Source organism: Novosphingobium terrae (assembly GCF_017163935.1).
GTDB lineage: Bacteria > Pseudomonadota > Alphaproteobacteria > Sphingomonadales > Sphingomonadaceae > Novosphingobium > Novosphingobium terrae.
Genome location: NZ_JABVZR010000002.1, coordinates 1,610,131 through 1,627,320, shown reverse-complemented (window position 1 = coordinate 1,627,320; position 17,190 = coordinate 1,610,131). Strand labels below are relative to the sequence as shown.

Annotated in this window: 16 protein-coding genes; 8 read left to right on the top strand and 8 right to left on the bottom strand. The window is 57.6% G+C overall.

What is annotated here, in order from left to right; translation table 11 throughout:
• Positions 1-2 precede the first annotated feature (2 nt).
• The 6 genes from HGK27_RS25175 to HGK27_RS25150 form a co-directional block, all read right to left on the bottom strand.
• Positions 3-1,208, bottom strand: coding sequence for a WD40 repeat domain-containing protein (locus HGK27_RS25175; RefSeq protein WP_206243577.1), 1,206 nt, complete (start codon positions 1,206-1,208; stop codon positions 3-5).
• Between the two features lie 327 nt (positions 1,209-1,535).
• Entirely contained in the window at positions 1,536-2,210 is a 675-nt protein-coding gene (locus HGK27_RS25170) for a hypothetical protein (RefSeq protein ID WP_206243576.1), read from the bottom strand.
• A gap of 698 nt (positions 2,211-2,908) precedes the next feature.
• Positions 2,909-3,496 (bottom strand): lytic transglycosylase domain-containing protein, encoded by a 588-nt coding sequence (locus HGK27_RS25165; RefSeq protein ID WP_206243575.1) that lies wholly within the window; start codon positions 3,494-3,496, stop codon positions 2,909-2,911.
• Positions 3,484-4,035 (bottom strand): S26 family signal peptidase, encoded by a 552-nt coding sequence (locus HGK27_RS31480; RefSeq protein WP_206243574.1) that lies wholly within the window; start codon positions 4,033-4,035, stop codon positions 3,484-3,486. The genes HGK27_RS25165 and HGK27_RS31480 overlap by 13 nt, the downstream gene beginning before the upstream one ends.
• Positions 4,036-4,300: 265 nt before the next feature.
• A complete protein-coding gene (locus tag HGK27_RS25155; protein ID WP_206243573.1) occupies positions 4,301-5,047 on the bottom strand; it encodes a helix-turn-helix transcriptional regulator in 747 nt (248 codons plus the stop codon).
• 73 nt (positions 5,048-5,120) lie between these two features.
• Positions 5,121-6,050 (bottom strand): nucleotidyltransferase domain-containing protein, encoded by a 930-nt coding sequence (locus tag HGK27_RS25150; protein WP_206243572.1) that lies wholly within the window; start codon positions 6,048-6,050, stop codon positions 5,121-5,123.
• Positions 6,051-6,289: 239 nt separating this feature from the next.
• On the opposite strand from HGK27_RS25150, the gene HGK27_RS25145 reads away from it, so the two are divergent.
• The 8 genes from HGK27_RS25145 to HGK27_RS25120 all read left to right on the top strand — a co-directional run bounded on the left by HGK27_RS25145 (position 6,290) and on the right by HGK27_RS25120 (position 12,464).
• Positions 6,290-7,054: a helix-turn-helix transcriptional regulator gene (locus tag HGK27_RS25145; protein WP_206243571.1), complete on the top strand. Its 765-nt coding sequence runs from the start codon at positions 6,290-6,292 to the stop codon at positions 7,052-7,054.
• 76 nt (positions 7,055-7,130) lie between these two features.
• Complete coding sequence (locus HGK27_RS25140) at positions 7,131-7,748, top strand: acyl-homoserine-lactone synthase (protein ID WP_206243570.1); 618 nt, start codon at positions 7,131-7,133, stop codon at positions 7,746-7,748.
• On the top strand, positions 7,738-8,613 hold the full coding sequence (locus tag HGK27_RS25135) for a phytanoyl-CoA dioxygenase family protein (RefSeq protein WP_206243569.1): 876 nt from the start codon (positions 7,738-7,740) through the stop codon (positions 8,611-8,613). The genes HGK27_RS25140 and HGK27_RS25135 overlap by 11 nt, the downstream gene beginning before the upstream one ends.
• Positions 8,614-8,705: 92 nt before the next feature.
• Entirely contained in the window at positions 8,706-9,230 is a 525-nt protein-coding gene (locus tag HGK27_RS25130; RefSeq protein WP_322099053.1) for a GntR family transcriptional regulator, read from the top strand.
• A 92-nt stretch (positions 9,231-9,322) separates the two neighbouring features.
• Entirely contained in the window at positions 9,323-9,439 is a 117-nt protein-coding gene (locus HGK27_RS31530) for a hypothetical protein (RefSeq protein ID WP_456094185.1), read from the top strand.
• 414 nt (positions 9,440-9,853) lie between these two features.
• Positions 9,854-9,970: a hypothetical protein gene (locus tag HGK27_RS31525; RefSeq protein ID WP_456094184.1), complete on the top strand. Its 117-nt coding sequence runs from the start codon at positions 9,854-9,856 to the stop codon at positions 9,968-9,970.
• Between the two features lie 80 nt (positions 9,971-10,050).
• Positions 10,051-10,719, top strand: a complete 669-nt coding sequence (locus HGK27_RS25125; protein WP_206243567.1) for a lasso peptide biosynthesis B2 protein — start codon at positions 10,051-10,053, stop codon at positions 10,717-10,719.
• Positions 10,719-12,464 (top strand): asparagine synthase-related protein, encoded by a 1,746-nt coding sequence (locus tag HGK27_RS25120; protein ID WP_206243566.1) that lies wholly within the window; start codon positions 10,719-10,721, stop codon positions 12,462-12,464. The genes HGK27_RS25125 and HGK27_RS25120 overlap by 1 nt, the downstream gene beginning before the upstream one ends.
• On the opposite strand, the gene HGK27_RS25115 is transcribed toward HGK27_RS25120, so the two are convergent.
• Complete coding sequence (locus tag HGK27_RS25115) at positions 12,418-14,565, bottom strand: Atxe2 family lasso peptide isopeptidase (protein ID WP_206243565.1); 2,148 nt, start codon at positions 14,563-14,565, stop codon at positions 12,418-12,420. The genes HGK27_RS25120 and HGK27_RS25115 overlap by 47 nt on opposite strands.
• Before the next feature lie 23 nt (positions 14,566-14,588).
• Positions 14,589-17,105, bottom strand: coding sequence for a TonB-dependent receptor (locus tag HGK27_RS25110; protein ID WP_206243564.1), 2,517 nt, complete (start codon positions 17,103-17,105; stop codon positions 14,589-14,591).
• Positions 17,106-17,190 lie beyond the last annotated feature (85 nt).

The window sequence follows — 17,190 nt, the reverse complement described above, 5'->3', positions numbered from 1 at the left end:
CCTCACTGATATACAATAATTTCATCACCTACTGCTATCGCCAGATGCCCTTTCGGGGAAAAGGAAACGGAAGACACCGCATACTTCGCCATGCCCGACGCTGAAATCGGGACTGTACGGGTGAGAATGAGCTCTGGACGTCGCGTCACAGCCTGCCAGGCAGAGACGGATGTAGTACTGGACATTGCAATCTTACTGCCAGATCCATCCCATGCTAACGACAAGGACTGAGTTGATGATCCATTCCGTTGACGACCATACAACGAATTCACGTGGCCAAGATCGCCGGTGCGCCAGATGTCAACAAGAGAATCCTCATCACCATTTGATTGTCCAGCCGCTTCTCTCGGAGCAATCGCATTAACTGCCGGGGAGACTGCAACAAATTTTCCATCAGGGCTAAATTTTACTTGCGCGCATGCCTTACCACCTTGCGGATAAGCCCGCGCTCTCTTCTGCGCCCGACCGGTCGTCGCATCGTAAATCGTTATCCACCCCTTATCAGTTCCTACTACGAGATTTCTTCCGTCCGGGCTGATATCTAGTGACTGAGGATAGCCATACGATTTGAGTTCATCGAGATCTATGTCTGAAATCTTGGAACCGTCTGTCGGAGATATCACTCTTATAGACCAGAGTTTCTTGCGATTTGTGATCTCGTCTTTCGTCAGCGCATGACGTTCCAAGAGAGCAAGACGCTGCAAGCCCGTTGATATCGCGAAATGATAGACAGAGATTCTTGGGTCCTCAACCAAAGCGTGGCTAGCTACAAATCGCTTTTTGTGCGGTTCCCGCACTTCAAACATCGCGATGCGATTTATCACCGCGGAGCGGTCTGAATTCGCCTCGCTCGTCAAAGCGACAATTTCCCCGCCCTCTGCTAGATAAGCCGAATTCTGCAGAACACTGAACTGAGAAATCTCGAATCCGCTATAAGTGCTCAATTTCTCATTCTGGAAAATATCGACCCTTTCTCCGTTAGAGCTGAGCGCAACGAGCCTCCCGCCCGAGCCCCTCCAATCGAGAAAATCAAAATTTTTTCCATACCGATTTTTGATTTTGGAGATTACTTCCAAATCTCCGAAATTCTCGGATTTGACAAATATCGAGTCTTGACTCGCGTTTTGCGCCCCCATCGTCGCTCCGATTAAAGGAATCATCAGCGCCGATGCGACTCCGAATATTCCAATAGTACCTGCTTTTTTCATGGGGAATTCTCGCAGACTTTATGGGAGTTGCACCATGCCATATAAAAAATATATAGTCACCTGAGAAATTTAAATCCAAGTTGGCGACTTTATACAATGAGGTTCCTCCGAATACTCGGAAGATTTTATCGACGCATAGAAAGCCTTTTGGGTTCAAGTCAGGCCGAACGACCAGAAAACCCTTATCTAATTCGGATTGGCCTGCCGCTACCACGATAACGTTGACCTGAAGCTGGGTGAGAGCACCAGCAGCCACTGCATTGCTCATCAACTGGTGAGGCCTTGAACGGCCAAACCGGTCTCCAATTTCCTATTTTTTGGGTGGTTCTATTTAGAAATCACAGTTACCCTCAATTCATCAAAGCTACCGCGCTTTTGACCCGAAAAAATATAATACCCGCCTTTTCGACGATAGGTCGTTGTGTAGAATATTATCTGATCCACCTTAGGGATTTTTGTGCCGTGGGGATCGGCAACAGGCCCTTCGGTTGATGTAATCGGCTTCCCTAGAATCTTTGGAAGTGCGTCAATGACTGCCTCATCTGGATTTTTGCACTTCATCGAAATTTGGGTAGCCACCATATCGAAGTGCACCTCTTTGCACATCGTCGCGATCGGTTCATCGACCTTGATAAAATCAAATATGTTCGCTTGTTGGAATGGTTGGTCTGTAGGATGTAATTTCATCCCCTCACCCGCAAGCTTCGTCGCCAAATCCAATGCCTGAGTCCTTGATCGCTCATTTACTGGATAAAAATTCCATTTTTCAATACTGAGTCTGTCAATATTCTCTACGAATTTTCTTATATTATGCTTTTGATCACCTTGTGACAAATTCTTGGCACTCTGCTGTGTTGGAATTCGCGCCGTTGCATAAGCTCCCTTTGGGATTAATTCTCCCAAGATGCTTACCAAGACAATCAATCCTGCTATTTGATCAGCAGTGAGCTTTTCAAATAGTTGACAGGAAGTGCTTGCGTGAAGTCGGCGCCAAAGTGTCATATAGCTCCCACCGCAGGTTTCTCGCCCCACACCTTAGTCTCGGACTTGTGCTTTCCTTGGCGTTCGAACCTATTCCGCACGCCATGCCTCAGCCAATCCTCTCCCGTCCGACTGCTCTAGTCGGGAGAAGCGGCGCCGAATCGAACACCAAGTGCCCTAGTTGGCATTTAAATCCTATAAATTTTTTATTCGCGCAAGCCGTATTCGAATGGACCGTCGCGAAAAGTGGAGTGTGGTAAATAATTCGAGATACGCTAGCTTAACAGGGCTTTGGGCTCGGACTGATAGTTAGGAATTGTCCAGCGCACGAACTACCGCATTGTTGAATCACGGACCCGGCGCCGCTGACTTCGCGAGCCGTGATGGCACTGTCATCTATGGTTAAGAACCTATCTCCCGTGGATCGATATCGACCACTCCAGGCACGTGCTCCCATTCGAAATGGGGATTGTGACCAAACTCCCTCAGGCTCTTCCGACCTTCGGCGGTAATCCTCCAAACCGCATTCCATGGCAGAAGGCTCCATGAACGTTCAGCAAGCGGAGGCCGCATCGACCGAAGCTTTCGCAAATACGTTCGGTAGTCGTCGAACACCCCAAACAGCGCGCCCTCTGTAGCCCCTGCGAGAACATTCAGGACACACATCTCAAGCCTGCTCAAGCCGTTGAATGTCCCGCTGAGCACTTCCCGATTTTCCATCACATTCCTCCCGTAGCCTCTACAGATGCAGCGACGATCTGCGCAGCCTGGCCCGATTTAAGAAAGAATATGGCATTGCTTGGCTCTGGTGCACGAAACGTGCTCAGCCGTGCGCCCCGGTCGCCCATGGTAGCCATCGCCAGATATTCCTGGGTTTCCTCCGGCAGGCGCCTGCCCGAAAGATGTTCGGCGTATCGCCCTGGCCCCGCGTTGTAGGCGCCGAACAACCCCGGATAACCGAAGCGATCATACATACGCCTGAGGTAATAGGCGCCAGCAACGATGTTATCGTGGGGATCGTAGGGGTTTGGACCAAGATTGAGGGTCTGCCTGATCGAGGCCCACGTATGCGGCATCAGTTGCATAAGCCCCATTGCACCTGCCGAGCTCGTAATCGGCTTGCCATGCCAAAGCGTTTGCCCCCTGCTTTCAAGGGCCATCACCCGTTCGATCCACTCCGCAGGCAGGTTGAACCGTTTTGATGCTTCCGAAATCAATGGAGTCCAGGCTCCAACGCTTTGGGCCTGCGCCACGACCGGGAGCATTAAGATTGTCGCCGCTGCGGTCGCACATTTCAAAATGTCCATATCGGCCTCGCCTTCCCAATCAAGTCCTGCTGTCGGCTTGGACCTAGATATCGGCCGTCAAAAGATCCTGCGTTTTGAGCGAGCAGGAAAAGGCCTCCTTTTGGGATGACCATGCATCCTCTCCACCACGGGAGCGACCGCCCCTGACCGTCTTCAAGCCTGCGTCGGGCAACCTCACGGCCATTGATGGTCACTATTGCCCCTTGGGCACAAACCGCGTCGCCGGTCATTGCGGCCACACGCTTTAGGATCGGGACGGTTGATGGAATGTAGCGCCGTTGGCTGGCAAATTTGCGCCAGCCCGCTGGCAACCGTGCAACAACGACGTCCCCAGTCCTGACAGCAACTGGTGTTGAGATGATGTACAGACCCAACGGCATGCTTCCCGAGGCGTTCCATATAACCAATGGGCGCGGATGAAATCCGCTGGTTGCCAAGGCGCCGAGACCAATGCCGCCAATAACGAACAGCCAAGCTACCCGGCGTGGCGGCGCTACGTGCGACCAATGCGACGTTACCTGCAGAAATCGACTAACCATTGCCAATCTCCCCAACAGGACTTGGCGCACTGCTGTTGGCCAGCGACCATGTGTTGAGATCATCGACGTGGTAAAGAATGAATCTGGAATGCTGCCGAAAGATTGGCCCCTGCCCGCACCGGCGCAGACGCTGCAGCGTCGTTATCGAAATACCCAGGTAAAAGCTGGCTTGCCTCGTGTTGAGGAAAGGTCGGTTGTTCGCCATTGCCTGTCTCCCACATTGGACAGGTCCGATGGGAGCAGAAACCGCATGCTCGCGGCATCCCTAGAATCCTGATAAAATATCCTCGAACCCGATCAAACCCGCTCGCAGGGCATAGACACACAGTTGGGTGCGCGTCCCCACGTTGAAGGCCTGCCTGAGTTGGGTCATGTAAGTTTCGATCGTGCTGCGGCTGAGCCCCAGGATCATCGCGATTTCCGGATCTGTTTCCCCCAGCGCCGCCCGCTGCAATATCTCGATTTTGCGTCGGCTAATCACGGGCAGTTCCTGCGCCCTTGCCGGATAGCCGCAGAGCCTCCTCGCCTCATGGAAGGCGCTGGCGGCAATAGCCATCGCTGCGCGGCAATGCCAACGGGAGGGAAGTTCTTGTTTGCTGGTCGCAAAGGAACAACTACCCCACGGCTCACCAGGGACGCCGACAGGCAGGGTTAGTCCGCTACGAATGCCGTGCCGCTCCGCTTCTATCAAGATACTCATCTGGCGCCGACCAAGTCGGGTGAGTCCTCCCAGCTGGGACCAGCCGAAGGGCTTGCTTGCCCTCTGCCCTGCATTCATCACAGGATCGTGAAGGTAATCTTTTCGCGAAATGAACTGCTCGCCGTAGTCGCCATAATTATCGATCCGGATCAGCCGCGCCTCAGGACGCTGAAACCAGAGCCCATGCGCCATGGCAAATCGCTCAAAGCCCATCTCGCAACCGGCCGTCTCCAGCAGATGGGCAATGTCGCCGAGCGTATGGCAGCGGCGCACACTCTCATCGAACGTCTCGACCAATCGGTGCAACCGCATGGAGCCCCCATTTGTTGGAGAACGCCTGTCCCGGCCTTACCTCATCGCCTGGAGAGTCCTGAAGACAGTCCCGTTATTGGCCAGCATCCGCACTGCCGGCATTGATTGCAAGGCGATCGATCTGCTCGAGGCACAGCGCTTCGACCCGGTCTCTCAAATTTCGTACCCAATTCTCCAGAACCGCAAGCTCGGAGAGATCGATCTGATATTCATCGGAATAGCGCGCTTCGACATATGCGCGCTTGAGCAGTTCGAAGAGGCGACGATCAGCCCGCTGAACTCGCGGCCATACATCGATCAAGCGTGGCTCACGCCCCTCTGCCAATGATCGGAGGAATTTGATGTTGTGCGATCTTGGCACGTAGAAAGCTGTCACCAGCAGATAGCAGGAATAGGCTCGTTCAGTCGCCTGATGGAGCAAAAAGGCTGCGTCCCTGCGAGCCGAAATGTCTCCTCGGGCGGCCGAGGTTTTTGCTAACCACATCGCATTATCGACCATGCCGAGCCAGTTCGTAAAATAGCCGCTCGCCATCGAGAATGCGTCCTTGGCGGTCCGCGGTCTGGGCACGGCCAAGGGATGGCCAGGCCGATCATGCAGCAGAATCCCGTCGCGCGCGATGTCCGTCCAGAAATACTCGCCCTTTTCGATGCTCTGGTTCACCTCGGCCAGCGTGTGGACGATGATGTTGACCAGCCGGCCGACACGGGGGTCGCGCAGGATCTCCTCCTCGGCATCATACCAGTAGCCCGCCGGATCTGTGAGCGCCGGGTGACTAACGATCACCAGCAGGTCGAAATCCGATTGATAGCCATTCTGAGGTTCATCCACCCAGTCGCTTCGCGCGTAGCTTCCAAAGAGGACGATCTTCTGAACTTTGCCATTGCGGCACCATGCTTGTGTCTTTGATGTTGTTGCCTTGGCGAAGCCGGTCAGGAGCAGATCCGTAACATAGGCCAGTTCGTCCTGCTGCCGGGCGGGTAGATGATCAAGATCGGTTCGCATGATCCTATTGTCTCCAACCCGCCTCCTTTGGCAAGAGGCTGGCTAACTTGCTCCGGAAAGTGACTTGGTCATAATAGCTTGCTGATGTCATAATTTCGAAATATAAAATTCCGTCCATCCTCTTGAAATGGGTGGACCTACCTGTACCACTTGGCCACTGTCGGAGTGAGACCCTGGCTTGGCCCCAGCTCAAGGGGAAGGACGATCGCTCGGCTCAAGCGGCCTGAGGCGCTCGCTGCATGTCGATCGAAAACAAAATGATCCGATTCAAGATTCTGGAAGATTTCAAAGCGGAGATGGCCGTGGTCGATTCCGTTGCAGCCTTTCGACGCGCTCTTATCGAGGTCAAGACGGTCATGGGTTTCGATTACGTGGCCCTGACCCAGCACGCCGACATTTTCGAGGGTGTCGGCACCGTTATTCGTGTGCATGATTACCCCGCGCTGTGGGCGCTGCAGTTCGACGGCCGGCGAATGGGAAGAACCGACCCGGTCCATCGGGCAAGCCATACGCAGGCTCAACCGTTCCTGTGGACCGAGATCTCCAATATGATCCAGATGCGCCGCGAGGATTGGGCAGTGTTCGCCAATGCCGAGGATTGTGGCATCGGTGATGGTTATACCGTACCAGTGCACGTCCCCGGTGAATCCAATGGCTCTGTTTCCTTCGCTATGGCGGTCGGGCGGCCGATCCCATACGAAATGCTTGCGATCGCCCCTCAGATCGCCCTGCACGCCTTCGACGCCGCACGACGGCTCTGGAAGATGCGCCCGGCCCCTCTGGCAATGCCCATCCTGACTGCCGCACAGATCCGCTGTCTTACATGGTCCATGCTGGGCAAATCCGACTGGGAAATCAGCCAGATCGAAAAATGCCAGGAGGTCACTGTCAAAAAGCATGCCAAAGACGCCCTGGCGCGATATGGTGTGCATAAGCGAACATTGCTGATCACCCGGACATTGCTCGATGGGACGCTCAGTCTGGGGGATTTGGCCGCCGGCTGACATTCCCTTTTAGGGGAATAGACGATTTTTCTGCGGGAATGGACGCTTGCTCTCCTCAGACAAAGGAGAGCAAGCCATGTTTCATGTCCTTCACTATACCTCGAACTGGCGGTCAGATCCCATTCTACGATCGATGTTTGAGGCCCGAAAGCGCGTGTTTATCGACCTCCTCAAATGGGATTTGCCGGTCCTCGAGGATTCCTATGAAGTCGATCGCTTCGATGAACCCGGCGCTATCTATCTGGTCCTGAGCGACGCCGACGGGAACCACCGGGCCTCCACGAGACTGCTACCAACTGGACGGCCACACCTCCTCGATACTCTCTTTCCCGACCTTTGCGGGGCGCGACCGCCCAAGGGGCCTGACACGTGGGAGATCACACGCTTTTGCCTCGATCGGAACCTGAGGGCTTCGGATCGGCTCACTGCTCGCAACGAGCTCGTCAGCGCGATGGCCGACTATGCTCTTGCCTTCGGTATCAGAACCTACACCGGCGTGGCGGAAATAGGATGGTTCAGGCAGATCGAGGCTTTTGGCTGGAACTGTCGCGCCCTGGAAGGTCTGGCATTGAAACAGGACCAGACCCTGACCGGCTTACGGATCGACATCACAGAAGAGACGCCGTCATTGCTGAAAGTGACCGGAATTTACCAGCGCCATGACCGGAGTGAGGGGGTGCGCCATGCAGCATGATGCTCTCCCCGCACAACCGCCTCATAGCCCTCTGGTTCAGGATCTACGGGAAAACGGCTTCCTCATCCTGCCCGACCTGATGCCACAAGAGAAAGTAGACGGCCTGATCAGCGATCTGGCGACGGCCTTCGCCGACACACCGCTATGCCAGGGCGATTTCTATGGTCCGCTGACCCAGCGTTACGGGGGCTTGCTCGCACGATCGTCTCACACCGCGGATTTCGTAATGCATCCTACAATCCTCCAGCTCTGCGCGAGCATCCTTGGGCCCTTCTGCGACACGCTCCAGTTGAACCTGACACAGGGTCTCGCGATTTATCCGGGCGCACCGCAGCAATTCCCGCACCGCGATCAGGATATGTGGCGAGGCGCTGCGGGACAGATGGAATATCTCATCAACGTCATGTGGCCATTTACCGATTATACGTCTGAGAATGGCGCGACACTGATCTGGCCCGAGAGCCACGCTCCCTTCGGCCTCGATCAGACGCCCGACGAAGAGCCTATCGTTGCCGAAATGAAGCCTGGCGCGGCGCTGGTCTTTCTGGGGTCTACCTTACATGGTGCGGGAGCGAACCGCTCGCAGGATGTCCGGCGAGGCATGATCATCAGTTACTGCCTGGGTTGGCTCAAACCCTATGAAAACCAGTGGCTGATCTATCCCCCTGAAATAGCTCGAACCTTTTCTCCTGATCTGGCCGCATTGGTCGGCTATCAGCAACATCGCCCCAACCTGGGCAACGTCGAAGGCAGGTGCCCTTCGCAACTGTTGCGGGACCGACCGTTGCTTCCGCTGGGGGCGATGGACGCACTGCGGCCCGACCAGACAGCGGCGGTCTCCGATTTCGCAAAGGCTCAGCCGTGAACGCGGGGCCGATCTCGACGCGCATGTACGATGCACTCCGGATTTGCCTTCGACAGCGGGGTCATCCCCCGGGCTGGAGGCTCGACCCGGCGGTGCTGGCTGATGAGCTTGGCTCGAGCCCTACGCCCATCCGCGACGCGATGCATATCCTGGCAGGAGAGGATATTGTCATCGCCGGCGCGACAGGCGGGTTCACGATTCCCATGATCGACCAGCCTTCGCTCATTGATCTCTATGGCTGGAACGCTGACATATTGGGGGCAGCTCTGCGCAACTGGCGTCCTTCTCATCAACCGGAGCGCACTCTCGCGCCATCAGCTACAGGCGAAACTCCAATTGCGGAGCGGATATCGCAGCTGTTCCTCCACATTGCTCATCGCTCGGTCAATATCGAGCACCCAAGGGCGCTGGGGCGTATCAACGAACGCCTTTACGCGGTGAGACAGATTGAATCTCAAATCATTTCAAATACTGAAGACGAAATTCTTGAAATCAGGGCTCACCTTCATGCAGGTGACGTCACCAATATAAAAAAATGGGTGACCCGCTATACAAAGCGGCGACAGAGCGATGCTGGAAACATCATTCACAATCTCTACCGAAGCGACGCGATATAAGTCTGAAATATGAGTCGTATATGTTTGGGATACGGGCTGCTCCTTCATACCATCACTCTGTCGCAATTCCGCGACAGGAAGGAGTAAATGTCATGGAACGCAATGCAGTCATCGAACTGGCCGTTGCCAGCGAAGCCACCAAGGGAGTGAGCGGTTCGAACACCGACGACCAGGATGGCAACATCCCCCTGGGCCTCGCCCAAGACTGACCTGGAGGTCGCACCCGGCTTGGCCGGGTGCGACCTTTCGCATGTCGCCGACACTAGTCCTGGCGGCACATTCCATCCCCTATTTGGACCGGCGGCTCCTTCCCGCTTATGCGGAGCCAAACAGAGCAATGTGGTGATCCTAAACCGCCAGTGTTCGCTCTAATCCATTGCCAACCCGAAACAAATGAGATGGAATACTGATAAATTCACGATTGTCCATCAATCTATTCCATACTCATCCATCATGATTTCATAAATCAAATTATACACTTGCGCCGCGATAGATCTCTCTATCGAATTTGGCCACATCAGATCTCATATAAGTGCGAAATATGAGTCGTATATGTTTGGGATAGGGGCTGCTCCTTCATAAAATCACCCCGCCGCAATCCAGCGGCTAAAGGAGTAAAGGTTATGAACCGCAATGCAGTGATCGAACTGGCCGTGGCCAGCGAAGCCACCAAGGGCGTCAGCGGGAAGGTCATCGACGACCAGGACGGCATGTTCCCCGCGGGAATGGTTCGGGATTGAACCACGGATCGCGCTCGGCTGTGCCGGGCGCGGTCTTCCGGGACGCACACCACCTCTCATCCGATCCGAAGGCACTTCCCATGCAAGGTTACGCACTCAATCCAGGAGTCACGTTTTGCTTCACCGGTAGTCGGGCCATTTTCCTGGATCAGATCGCTGATCGCTATCTGACCCTGGGCAACACGGAGGATCTCGCATTCAGCCGGCTGCTTGAGGGAGCCGGTCTGGACCAGAGCGACCTCGAGCAGATCACGGCTCTGGTCGGTCAAGGCTTCCTTCAACCTGCGAAGCCCGGGCGGCTTCCGCAACCGTGTAGCGCGGCACCACCTGTAACGGCCGCCCACTCAGCCGGTCGGAAAGGACCATCAGGCTGGGCGCAGCTGCAATTTGCCTTGCGGGTCATGCAAGCCCGCCGCCAGCTCAGGCGCCATGGCCTCTACAAGAGCCTGGAGAGTTTTCGGATAGGACGTGTGAGTCGCACGCAGCACACCTCACCGTCCCTGGCGGTTCTCGGTGAAGCGACCGAGCTGCTTCGCACAATCAGCCGCTACATGACCCGTCATGATCAGTGCCTACCCATTTCGCTGGGTCTCGCGCGCTACCTCCAGAACCGCGGCGTCGATTGCAAACTGATCCTGGGCGTCCAGCTCGGGCCATTTCAGGCTCATTGCTGGGTTCAGCACGGTAACCAACTCATCGGGGATGACCTGGATATGGTTCGCACCTTCACACCGATACTGGCCGTCTGATGGCGGGCGCATTCCTTGCGCAGATCGCGCTCTCAGCGATCATGCCGTTTCAGGTGGTCACCCGACCGCCGGAGTTCGACTGTATCATCGATGAGGCGTGGTTCCGTCTGCTCGTCAAACGCGGCACCCCCATTCAGATCAGCCAGTACGGTGTCATTCTCGGCGAACTCTTCAGAAGGGACGAGAAGGTTGCCGCAAACGAGATTGCGAGCCACGAATGGGAAGCGATCGTCGCCACCGGCGGCCGGGCTCTGACAGAGAAGTTCTGGGGCAACTATGTGGCGTTTTTACGCAGGCCGGTGCTCGATGGGAAAGCAACGATCGATGTTGTTCGCGCTCCGTTGGGCCAGCTTGGATGCTACTGGTGCGTAGCCAAGCAGAAGCTCATCTTGGCTTCTGAGCCCGAGTTGATCGTCCAGACGGGGCTCATGCGGCTGCACATCGCCCCAGCAGCCCTCACCCGGCATATTGCGGCACCAGAAATAGCTCTGGAGCAGACCTGCCTTGCTGATGTCCGCTCCCTCACCGGCGGCTCACGCATCTCTTCGGGTAGCGATCGCCCCGAAATCGACCTCTTATGGTCTCCCTGGAATTTTTGCAGGGACGACAGCACAATCAGAAACCACGAGATCGCGGGGGCTCGCCTGCGCCGGGTCTTTACCCAATGCATCGGTGCTCAGATGGACGCTCTTCCCAAAGCCCTCCTGCTGCTCTCCGGCGGCCTCGACTCCTCAATCCTTGCGGCCTGCCTCCACATCGCCGGTCACCCATTCCACGCGCTTAATCTCGTGACGAAGGCAGCAACGGGAGACGAGCGTGACTATGCGCGCATCGCGGCGCAGGCAACGGGCGCCAAGCTGACCGAAGCTCTGCGCAATGCCGGTGAGGTCGATCTGCTCGCCTCACGCGCAGCGCGATGCGCACGGCCCCACACAAGGGCCTTCACCCAATCCACTCGAGACCATGCGGCACGTTGTGCCATCGACCACGACGCGGGGGTCGTTCTGGATGGTGGCGGTGGAGACAATCTCTTTTTCGGATACCCAACCCTTGCCGCATTGGTCGAAATCCTGAAGCGGCGCGGCCCCGGGTTCCGCTTCTGGCAAACCAGCGCAGCACTGGCGGAACAGGCCGATACGGGCCTTGGCAGCGTGGTCATGCAGACCATTCATCGCGCCGTGACACGCGACAATCGCTTGCGGTTTGATCAGCGCGACCAATTTCTTTCTGCCCGCAGCCGATCTGCATTGAAAGACGCCGCTCCGCATCCCTGGCGGGAGCCGCCAAAGCACATAGGGGCTGGAAAGGCCGCCCATGTCGCCCTGCTCGTCCCGGTACAGGCGACAGCGGAACAGGCCACCCGAGCATGCGGCGACGCGCCTTGGTTTTCCCCTTTCATGTGCCAGCCGGCGGTAGAGGCGGTCCTTACAATTCCGATCTGGGCCTGGTTCGCTCCGGGGCTCAACCGCGCTGCCGCGCGGCTCGGGTTCAAAGGCGACCTGCCGCCCGCCCTGATCCAGCGGCGTACGAAAGGAACGCCCAACTCCTACGTCAATGACCTGTTCGAGCAGCACCGCCCCGCTATCAGGGCGATGCTGCTCGATGGTCTACTTACAGCAATGGGCGTTCTGGATGCCGATTCTGTTCGCGCGGCACTGGACGATCCAATGCCTGCCCGTGACCTTCAATTCGCCCGGATCATGGAGCTGGTGGACGCAGAGGCGTGGGCTCGCTCGTGGGAATGATCTCGCCCCATTTGGGGAGCCTTGGCAGACCTGACCGCATCTTTTCCCACCGGCGGTACTGATCTGCCTTCGCTGGGGTGGGATCTTCCACACCCTTCAACCAGAAGTTGAACCAGTCGATGTTGCGAATGTAGGCATTGAGGCGGTGGGTTGGCCCCACCTTCTCGTGATACTCATGCGGGAACACATACATCTCCACCGGTTTCCCGTGCTCGCGCAGCGCCGTAAAAGCCTCAAGCGAAAGCTGAAACTCCTTGTCGGAAAGCTGCATCAGCAAGGGCGTGTCGATATGCGCCGCGTTGAGCGCCAGCGACACCGGTCGCCAGAAATCGGGTCGCTCCTCCGTGGCTCTGGGATAACCCAGAACATTGTGCTGCCAATCCGCCCAGGCGATCCCGCCGCTGGTCATGGAGGTGCGCGGTTCGACGCAGCATGAGCTGAGCGAGGCCGCCGCAAAGCCCGGTAGGTTGATCAGAGCAAAGCGCACGGTCGTGGCACCATCGCTCAGGCCCGTGATGCCGATACAGCCAGGATCGGCGATACCCATCGCCACAACCTGATCGACTCCAACCTTCAGCGAAGAGAGGAGGCTTTTCCTTTCCATCCAATCCTTCTGGTTGGCGGCATTGGACTTGTCCCAACTATCGATGTGATCCAGCGATGCAGAATATTCCTGCGGGCGATCGAGGCTGAGCACCGCGAAGCCCTGCGCCGCGAGGGGAAAGATCGGATATTCATTGCCCGTACCCCCGCGCAGAAAGCCCCGGCTGACATATTGCGTTATGACCAGAGGTAACTTCGTCCCTGTCTTGTAACCGGGCGGCAGCACCAGATCGCCCCACGCCGGGAGACCGAAGGCGTTTTTCCATGTCAGCCTTTGCACCGTACCCAGCGCGAGGTGAGCCCACGCTGGATTTGGATTGAATATCGGGGTCTGCCGCCCCGTTTGCAGATCGATCCTGACGACGTGCCGAGGGACACGGGCCTCTTCGACATTGCAGAGCAGCCCGTCTGCAGCCATCAGGCAGCCGCTTATCACGCCATTGGTCAGCAGGATGCGACGGGGCTCTCCAGCGGCTGGCGCCCAGCGATAAAGCGCGTAGCTGCCCCTGTTCCACCCTTCCTTGCGCAAGAAGATAAGCGTTTTGGAGCCGTCCCGAAACCACATCCCCCAAAACGGCCCCCGGCAGCTGTCCCAACGACAAGGAATGGCGCTCCCCTTTTTGTCCCGGATCTGCAGCCCCGTGGGCGCAAACACAGATGTTCCGCTGCTTTGGGCCCAGGCATGCGCGCCGTCCGGTGCCAGAGCCTCAGGCCTGGAGCTGTCATCAGACTCCGTCTGCATCTTCAATGCCGCGATGTCATCGGCCCCGGCCTCTTCCGACTTTCCATCAGAAGGATCAACCGAGATCACCGCGCGCGGATATCCGGCCCACACCAAGGGGCGCGCAGAAAAATTGGAAACGACCCTCGCGTCAAAAAGCCAGCCCTTGTCAGCCTCGCTGCTTATCGCCTGATCGACTTCGGCCTCTTTCGGGTGCCACGCCGCAACCAGTCGCCTGCCGTCCCTGCTCCATGCCAAGTCCTGCACGTCGGCCGCCAGATGCGTCACGGGTGCGGCGTAGCTGCCATCCGCCCTGGCTCTCCAGACCTGGGCGATCCCGTGATCGCGGCGAAGGTATGCGATCCATTCCCCATCGGGCGACCAGACCGGGCGGACAACCGCAGGCTCGCCCGCTGAATTGAGATAGCCGCGCATGCTCCCTCTCATCAGCATATCCTCACCGCCGGTGTCGATCAGTCGCGCCGCGCCGTCGGCCAGCCGAACCACGACAACCCCCCGACAAACGGAGCCGTCAGCGGTTTCACCGCGTGCCAGAATCAAGGCCAATTGTTTGCCATCGGGCGACAGCGCCAAGGGGCTTTGCCCCGGGATCTCCGGCGAATTGCCCATATAGCGCAGCTCCGCCAGATCCTTTGGGCTGGGCGGCCTGACCGATCCGCCCTCCGAAGCCGGCGATGGCAGCAGATCACTGCATTGTGCCCGGGCCTGACTGCTGAGCATCAAGGCCGCAAAAGCTATGGAGATGGACAGCGACATCCGCCATGTTGATCGCCCACACCTCACCATTTCGTAGTCACTCCCACGCTGACCATCCGCCCGATCGGTGAGTAATTCGTCGAATCATAGGGTGGCTGGGCGATCGACGAGATCGAGATGACGGGCGGTTTCGTGTTGAAGATGTTCTGAACGGAGAAGGTGAGCGCAGCGGTTTCGAGCTTGCTGAAAAGGCGGTGGAGGGCATAGCGTGCGGTCAGGTCCAGTGTCGCCCGGCTAGACAGGCGGACGGGCGTGATTGCACGATTGTCGATGATGCTGCCGGTGTAATGGCCGGAGACATTGACGGTCGCGTCCCCATGCTTCCAGGTTAGATTGGCTTGGCCCCGCCAGTTGGGCGGATTGAAGATGGTCCCGGCCAGCGGCAAGATCGGCTGGCTTGTGCTGACCTGCTGCTTGCTTTGAATGTAAACGGTGTCCAACGACAGATTGACGTGGTCACGCGGCCCGGCGTCAAAGCCATATTCTGCAAGGATATCGACACCCTGCACCCATTGGTGCCCCGCGTTGACCGTGGCATTGTCGATGATCGCCACCACACCCGAGGTAACATACGGGTAGCTTGAAAAGTTCTGATAAAAGGTGGCGCTGGCAATCGCGGCCGCTTGGGCGGCAGCATCAGGCGCAGGGGTGATTTGCGACTGATAGATCGGATTGCTCAGCGCCTGCGACGCGATCGTGATGGGCGTCACGATACGGTCGCGATAGTGGATGTTGAAGTAGCTCACCTCCAGCCTGGCGCCAGGAACCGCCCGTGGATGGAGGGTCATTCCTGCCGACCAGGTGTTCGCCCGCTCTGGCTTAAGCGCGGGGCTTCCCCCCGTCATATAAAGGGCAGTCGCATTGGCCGGAGCACCGACAGCGCCGAAGGTCGTCGCGTTGTAGAGATAAGCGGAACGCGGCTGATACTGTTCGTACAGCGTCGGCGCGCGAAACGATTTCCCCCAACTTGCCTTGATGTCGAGATCATCATCCGGGGCATAGATCAACCCCAGCTTTGGGGTCGCCACATTGCCGATGCCGGGATAGCGTTCGTAGCGCACGGCAGCACTGACATTGAGGCTTTTGATGAAGGGCACATCCTGCGAAGGGCCCACCACCGGAATCGCCAACTCACCAAAAGCGTATGTGCTGTCCTGCGAATGCTGCGTGTTCGTCGTACTCGCGGTGCCCCCCCAGCGCGTAAAGCTGACATTGCGGTAGCCAGCGCCGATCGCCAGTTTCAGAGGCCCGCCGGGCAAATCGATCAGCTTGCCGTCACCATTCAACTCGATCGACCGGGCCAGATTCCGGTAATCGCTACCGCCATTCGCGGATGCACATGCACCATTGCCACATTGATAGCTGATGAGATCAACGCGCTCCTTGCCGATGGTTCCGGCAAGATTCACATGCCAGTCCTGCCCCAGCTTGAGCTTCAATGTCGGCGCCACGCCGAAAACCTGATCGCGGGTTTTGAGGTTGCTCGTGCCGAGCACCGTCCCGACCTGCGCCGGATAGGTCGTCTCCTCGCGGCGAATGTTATAGTAGGCATTGGTGGTCAGGGTCAGATTGTCCGTCAACGCCTGATGGCCGTTGAAGGCGATGCTGTGATGCCAGAGTTCCGGCATGAGCGAGAGGTTCGGGACAAGGTCGCGGGCATAGGAGCGTTGACGCCCCCATACAGTGCTGGATGAGCCATAGTCATAGGCAACGATGAAGCCGCCATCTTTCCAGCGATCGCCAGCGGCCGCGCCATACTGCTGCTGGACATAGCCACCATCGGTGCTGCTGCCCACGCGAGCCGTGGTTTCCAGCCCCTTCATGTCCTGGCGCAGAACGACATTTGCGACGCCGGCAACCGCATCGGAGCCATAAAGGGCCGATGCACCATCGGGCACGATATCGATGTGATCGACGATACCGATAGGGATTGCAGAAACATCGACGCTCTGGCGCGACCCGGTATAAGCGACACGATGCCCGTCGAGCAGGGTCAGCGTGGCATCGCTGCCCAGCCCGCGCAGATCAATCGAGGAGCCACCGCCGACATCGACGCCCTTGATCGCCGGGACATTCGTCCCGAGCCCGGGGTTCTGTCCCCCGGCAAAGCTTTGCGGGATATCACGCACAACAGCACCCAGATCGGTGTAGCCACGCTCCTCCATGACGGCCCGGCTGATCGAGATCACCGTCGCCGGGACCGGGACACCGGCGATACGCGATCCGGTCACCACGATGTCCGGGGCGCCCTGCGCGCCATCTGCCGACCTGCTTACGATATAGCCACCGTCGCTTGCGTCCGCCTTCAAACCATTGGGTGCAAGGAGACGATCAAGTGCCTCGCCAACGGTGAAGCGACCTGCAAGTCCGGGAATCGTCTTGCCATCGGTGTTTTGCGCGGCGGAAACAATGTTGGTATGGCTGAGTACCGCCAGGTCGCGCATGGCAGCGCCCAGGGTTTCGGCAGGCAGATTTATATCATAGCGCTGCGCTTCCTGCGCATTCGCGGGGCCGCATGCCCCCATCGCGGCGACTGCCATCACGCCGCTCGTCAACCATCGTACATCTCTTGCTCGCATCGGGGCCTCCCAGACGCGATCTCAGTTCGCGTCTTGAAGCCGAAGA

Bases quoted from the DNA above. Each gene is read 5' to 3' on its own strand.
- HGK27_RS25175 (WP_206243577.1), bottom strand. From the start codon at position 1,208: ATGAAAAAAGCAGGTACTATTGGAATATTCGGAGTCGCATCGGCGCTG.
- HGK27_RS25170 (WP_206243576.1), bottom strand. From the start codon at position 2,210: ATGACACTTTGGCGCCGACTTCACGCAAGCACTTCCTGTCAACTATTT.
- HGK27_RS25165 (WP_206243575.1), bottom strand. From the start codon at position 3,496: ATGGACATTTTGAAATGTGCGACCGCAGCGGCGACAATCTTAATGCTC.
- HGK27_RS31480 (WP_206243574.1), bottom strand. From the start codon at position 4,035: ATGGTTAGTCGATTTCTGCAGGTAACGTCGCATTGGTCGCACGTAGCG.
- HGK27_RS25155 (WP_206243573.1), bottom strand. From the start codon at position 5,047: ATGCGGTTGCACCGATTGGTCGAGACGTTCGATGAGAGTGTGCGCCGC.
- HGK27_RS25150 (WP_206243572.1), bottom strand. From the start codon at position 6,050: ATGCGAACCGATCTTGATCATCTACCCGCCCGGCAGCAGGACGAACTG.
- HGK27_RS25145 (WP_206243571.1), top strand. From the start codon at position 6,290: ATGTCGATCGAAAACAAAATGATCCGATTCAAGATTCTGGAAGATTTC.
- HGK27_RS25140 (WP_206243570.1), top strand. From the start codon at position 7,131: ATGTTTCATGTCCTTCACTATACCTCGAACTGGCGGTCAGATCCCATT.
- HGK27_RS25135 (WP_206243569.1), top strand. From the start codon at position 7,738: ATGCAGCATGATGCTCTCCCCGCACAACCGCCTCATAGCCCTCTGGTT.
- HGK27_RS31530 (WP_456094185.1), top strand. From the start codon at position 9,323: ATGGAACGCAATGCAGTCATCGAACTGGCCGTTGCCAGCGAAGCCACC.
- HGK27_RS31525 (WP_456094184.1), top strand. From the start codon at position 9,854: ATGAACCGCAATGCAGTGATCGAACTGGCCGTGGCCAGCGAAGCCACC.
- HGK27_RS25125 (WP_206243567.1), top strand. From the start codon at position 10,051: ATGCAAGGTTACGCACTCAATCCAGGAGTCACGTTTTGCTTCACCGGT.
- HGK27_RS25120 (WP_206243566.1), top strand. From the start codon at position 10,719: ATGGCGGGCGCATTCCTTGCGCAGATCGCGCTCTCAGCGATCATGCCG.
- HGK27_RS25115 (WP_206243565.1), bottom strand. From the start codon at position 14,565: ATGTCGCTGTCCATCTCCATAGCTTTTGCGGCCTTGATGCTCAGCAGT.
- HGK27_RS25110 (WP_206243564.1), bottom strand. From the start codon at position 17,105: ATGGCAGTCGCCGCGATGGGGGCATGCGGCCCCGCGAATGCGCAGGAA.